The organism is Dietzia sp. DQ12-76 (assembly GCF_014145045.1).
Taxonomy (GTDB): Bacteria; Actinomycetota; Actinomycetes; order Mycobacteriales; family Mycobacteriaceae; genus Dietzia.
The window spans coordinates 1-4,911 of the sequence record NZ_JAALDV010000092.1; the positions used below are offsets into that span (position 1 = coordinate 1).

Consider the following 4,911-nt stretch of genomic DNA (forward strand, 5'->3'; position numbering starts at 1 on the left):
GCCCGTCCTCACCGAGCCCGTCCTCAACGAGCGTAGAGGGCCATGCGCGGCGCCTGCGCGACCAGCCAGGGGCTGAACGCGAACGGCGTCGCGTCGATGGCCTTGCGCACGTCCTCGGGCCGGGCCCAGTGGTGGGCACACACCTCGTCCGCCCGCGGGGCCAGGTCGGCGCGGATGCGGGCGGTGAACACGGGGCAGATCTCGTTCTCCACGATCCCGGAGTCGTCCACCGCCCGGTACCGGAAGTCCGGCAACGCCGGCTCGATCCCGTCCACGCGCGTCCCGAGTTCCTGTTCCGCCCGTCGCACTATCGCCTCGGCGGGGTCCTCGCCCGGTGCGGGGTGACCACAGAACGAGTTGGTCCACACACCCGGCCAGGCGCGCTTGTGCAGCGCGCGACGGGTGAGCAGGACGCGGCCCTCCTCGTCGACCACGTGGCACGAGAACGCCAGGTGCAGCGGGGTGTCGGTGGTGTGGACGGTGGCCTTGTCCGCGGTGCCGACGGGCTGGCCGTCCTCCGAGAGGAGGACCACGTACTCGGTGCCCGCGGGAGCGGAGGCGTCGGGGAGGGAGGACATGCCGCCAACCTTAGGCGCTCCGGGCCGGACGGGCCGCCGGGGACTCAGACGGCGAGGTCGCGGGCGATCACCAGTCGCTGGATCTGGTTGGTGCCCTCGAAGATCTGGGTGATCTTGGCCTCGCGCATGTACCGCTCCACGGGGAACTCCCGGGTGTAGCCGACGCCGCCGAGCACCTGGACCGCGTCCGTCGTGACCTTCATCGCCGCGTCCGTGGCGGTGAGCTTGGCGATCGAGGCCTGGCGGGAGTAGGGACGGCCGGCGTCCTTGCGTCGGGCGGCGTCGAGGTACGTGGCGCGGGCGGAGGTCACGGCCGCGGCCATGTCCGCCAGCAGGAAGCCCAGGCCCTGGTGGCCGATGATGGTCTTGCCGAACGCCTCGCGCTCATTGGCGTAGGCGACCGCGTCGTCGAGTGCCCGCTGCGCGATGCCGGTGGCCACCGCGGCGATCCCGAGCCGGCCCGAGTCCAGGGCGGAGAACGCGATGCGCAGTCCGTCGCCCTCGGCGCCCAGGAGACGGGCGGCGTCGACCCGGGCGCCCTCGTAGGCGGCGGTGGTGGTGGGGACGCCGTTCAGGCCCATCTTGTCCTCGGGCTTCCCGAACGTCAGGTTCTCGGTGTCGCGGGGGACCAGGAGACACGAGATGCCGCGGGACCCCTCGCCGGTGCGGACGAAGGTGTTGTACACGTCCGCGATCCCACCGTGCGTGATCCAGGACTTGGTGCCGGTGACCACGAACTCGTCACCCTCGCGCTCGGCGCGGCACCGCAGCGCCGCCGCGTCCGACCCGGCCTGTGGCTCCGAGAGCGAATACGCGCCGATCTGCTCGCCGGCGAGCATCCCGGGCAGCCACTCGGCCTTCTGCTCGTCGGAGCCGGCGGTGGCCAGGGGGAAGCAGGACAGACCGTGCACGCTCGTCGCGACGGCGACAGCCGCCCACCGGGCACCGAGCTCCTCCAGCACCTGCAGGTACACCTCGTACGGCTGGTCGCCGCCGCCGAACTCCTCCGGATAGGGCAGCCCCAGCAGGCCCACCTCGCCGAGTTGCGCGAAGAGCCCCTCGGGATAGGTGTGGTTCCGCTCGTGCTCGGCCGCGATCGGCTCGAGCAGCTTGTCCGCGACCGAGCGGGTCATGTCGAGGAGTTCGTACGCCTCGTCGCTGGGGAGCAGTCGGTCGACGGCCATGGGAGTCCTTCCGGGTACGTGCGGGAATCGTCGGGTGGTCCCATTAGAGTGCACGGCTCCGGAGCAGTCGTACCAGCCCCGAAAGCGGGGGTGCCCGTCGGTGGGTGGTGTGCGGCGGGCCTCTGCAGCAGTATCTGCAGACATGTCTGCAGATACGACCGAGACCACGCCGCCCACCGGTACGCCCCTGTCCCCGGACGAGCTCCTGGCGATCTACGACGTCCCCGGTGCGAGTGCGGCGGAGTTCCTGTGCGACCGCCACGACCCCGACGCCGTGGCCTTCACCGTGATCGACGCCGACCTGTCCGGTCGCGACATCACCTACGGCGAGCTGAAGGTCGGGAGCGAGAAGGTGGCCGCCGCCCTGGCGGCTCTCGGTGTGGGCGAGGGGGACCGGGTCGCCACGCTCATGGCCAAGTCCGCGGACCTGGTGTTCACGCTCATGGGGATCTGGCGCCTGGGCGCGGTGCACATGCCGCTGTTCACCGCGTTCGCCTGGCCCGCCATCGAGATGCGGATCACCGGCGGCGACGCCCGGGTGATCGTGTCCGACGCCGACCAGCGGGGGAAGCTCGAGAGCACATCCGTCCCGGTGGTCGTGGCCGGGCTGGCGGACTGCCCCGGTGCCCGGGAGGGAGACCTCGATCTCGACACGATCGTCGGCGACCAGGAGCCCGGTCGCGGCGCCGCGGTCACCGGCCCGGACGCCGGGATGGTGATGCTCTTCACCTCGGGCACCACCGGCACCCCCAAGGGGGTCGTCGTCCCCGTCCGCGCGCTCGCCGCGTTCCACCAGTACATCGAGACCGGTCTGGACGTGCGCGCCGACGACGTGTTCTGGAACGGTGCCGATCCGGGCTGGGCGTACGGCCTCTACTACGGCATCCTCGGTCCGCTGGCGGTGGGCCGCCGCAGCCTGCTCCTCCACGCCCGCTACACCCCGGAGTTGGCGTTCGCCGTCCTGCAGTACTACGGGGTCACCAACTTCGCGGCGGCGCCGACGGTCTACCGGACGATGCGCGCCAAGCGCGACATCGCGCCGGACGTGAGGCTCCGCCGGGCCTCCGCCGCCGGTGAGCCGCTCACCCCGGAGGTGATCGAGTGGTCGATCGAGCAGTTCGGTGTCGAGGTCCGGGACCAGTACGGCCAGACCGAGCACGGGATGTTCATCATCAACCCCTGGCACGACTCGCTGCGCGAGGACGTCCGTCCCGGGTCCATGGGAGTGCCGCTTCCCGGGTGGGGGTGCACCGTGCTCGCGGCCGACTCCGACGAGACCGCGCCGGTGGGGGAGCTCGGCCGCGTCGCGATCGACGTCCCCGCCAGCCCGCTCATGTGGTTCACGGGGTACCACGACGCGCCCGAGAAGACGGCCGAGCGGTTCAGCGCGGACGGCCGCTGGTACTACACGGGCGACGCGGCCAAGCTCGACGCCGACGGTCATTTCTACTTCTCCAGCCGCGACGACGACGTGATCATCATGTCCGGCTACCGGATCGGCCCGTTCGACGTGGAGTCCGTCCTGGCCAAGCACCCGGACGTGCTGGAGTCGGCGATCATCGGCGTCCCCGACGAACTGGCCGGTGAGGTACTCGAGGCGTACGTCGTGCTGCGCGAGGGTGTCGAGGGTGACGACGACAAGGCGGAGGAACTACAGAAGTGGGTCAAGACGGAGTTCGCGGCCCACGCGTTCCCCCGGAAGGTCCACTTCGCCCGTGAGCTGCCCAAGACGCCGTCGGGCAAGATCCAGCGGTTCCTGCTGCGCAAGGAGCGCGGGGCGAGATAGCGAGCGCGGGGCGGGTGCTCCAACCGGGAGTTACGTACGGTGACATAAAGACGGTTCATGGGTCTATGCTCGGCCGATGAAAACTTCGCGAGGAGCGCGCGCCCTCGGCGCCGCCGCGCTGGCCGTCGTCGTCCCCCTCGTGTCCGCCACCGCGGCGGTGCCCGCGGCCGCGAACCCGGTGATCTCCTCCATCGCCCCGGACCCGTCGGTCCAGAGGGGAGCGGACGGCGCCTTCCACGTCTACGCGTCCTCGGACGACTGGTCGGACGGTGCCGGGTACCGGCTGGTCCCGCACTTCCGGTCCTTCGACCTGGTCGAGTGGGAGTACGTGGGGGACGCCTTCGGATCCCGTCCCTCGTGGGCACCGTCGGGGTCGTACCTGTGGGCGCCGGACGTCCACGTCACCGACGCCGGAGCCGTCATGTACTACACGACCGGCGGGCCGGCCCCCTGTATCGGGATGGCCACCGCGCCCGGGATCGAGGGCCCGTGGACCCACGGCGGTGCGCCGATCGTCTGCTACGGGGCCGACGCGCCTTATCGGGATCTGGATCCGATGGACCCCGAGGTGGTGTTCACGGCCGACGGCCCGGTCATGTTCATGGGGAACTTCGAGGGGATCCACGCGGTGCGGATGAACCCAGCGGGGACAGCTCTGATCGGCGACCCCGTCCTGGTGGCCGGTACGGGCGTCGAGGCCCCCGCCATCGTCAGCCGCGAGGGCAGGACGCACCTGTTCACCAGTGCTGGACTGTGTTGCAACGGCGAGCAGTCCCAGTACCGGGTGTTGGGTGGCCGCGCCGACGACGTGATGGGCCCGTACTCCGATCGGCAGCAGCGCCCGTTGGTTCAGGGGCCGGGTGCCCCGCTGCCCGGCGACGTGATCCTGAAGGGTGACGCCGGCTGGGTGGGACCGGGTCACGTCGACGTGACCACCGACGACGCGGGGCAGGACTGGATGCTCTACCACGCCGCCCCCCGTGGCAGCGCCGTGCTCCCCAACGGGGTGCAGCGGCGCTACATGATGCTCGACCGCCTGGACTGGGACAGCGGGTGGCCCGTGGTCGGGGACGGAACCCCCTCCTCGACACGGTCCGCCGATCCCGTCGTCACCCTGCCCGTACGGCTCACTGCGGTCGGTGGAGCGGTGCTGCGGCCGGACCGGGACGGACAGGTGCTCGACGCCTCGGTGCGGATGGACTCGACGGGGTCCGCCTACTCCGGCGACCTGCGCGCCACACTGACCGGACCCGACAAGCGGCGAGCGGAACTGCCGATCCTCGCCGACGGACAGTGGCTGCCATCCGTGCCCGCGGCCGTCGGTGTGGGCGCGCCCGTGACCCGCGCGCTGACCCTGCGCCCC

Annotated in this window: 4 protein-coding genes; 2 read left to right on the plus strand and 2 right to left on the minus strand. The window is 71.4% G+C overall.

Features of this window, described 5'->3' with window-relative positions:
- Nucleotides 1-23: 23 nt before the first annotated feature.
- Nucleotides 24-578: an isopentenyl-diphosphate Delta-isomerase gene (gene idi / locus G6019_RS04310; RefSeq protein WP_017835303.1), complete on the minus strand. Its 555-nt coding sequence runs from the start codon at nucleotides 576-578 to the stop codon at nucleotides 24-26.
- Between the two features lie 44 nt (nucleotides 579-622).
- The gene (locus G6019_RS04315; RefSeq protein ID WP_107748804.1) at nucleotides 623-1,762 is read right to left on the minus strand and encodes an acyl-CoA dehydrogenase family protein; all 1,140 of its coding nucleotides are present in this window, start codon (nucleotides 1,760-1,762) and stop codon (nucleotides 623-625) included.
- Between the two features lie 142 nt (nucleotides 1,763-1,904).
- Here G6019_RS04315 and G6019_RS04320 point away from each other — a divergent pair, with 142 nt between their 5' ends.
- A complete protein-coding gene (locus tag G6019_RS04320; RefSeq protein WP_107748805.1) occupies nucleotides 1,905-3,548 on the plus strand; it encodes an AMP-binding protein in 1,644 nt (547 codons plus the stop codon).
- A gap of 76 nt (nucleotides 3,549-3,624) precedes the next feature.
- Nucleotides 3,625-4,911: family 43 glycosylhydrolase (locus tag G6019_RS04325; RefSeq protein ID WP_182627098.1), on the plus strand; the 1,287-nt coding region annotated here is incomplete at its 3' end.

What these genes read in the sequence shown, in the direction of transcription:
- idi (WP_017835303.1), bottom strand. Translation starts at nt 578, where the DNA reads ATGTCCTCCCTCCCCGACGCCTCCGCTCCCGCGGGCACCGAGTACGTG.
- G6019_RS04315 (WP_107748804.1), bottom strand. Translation starts at nt 1,762, where the DNA reads ATGGCCGTCGACCGACTGCTCCCCAGCGACGAGGCGTACGAACTCCTC.
- G6019_RS04320 (WP_107748805.1), top strand. Translation starts at nt 1,905, where the DNA reads ATGTCTGCAGATACGACCGAGACCACGCCGCCCACCGGTACGCCCCTG.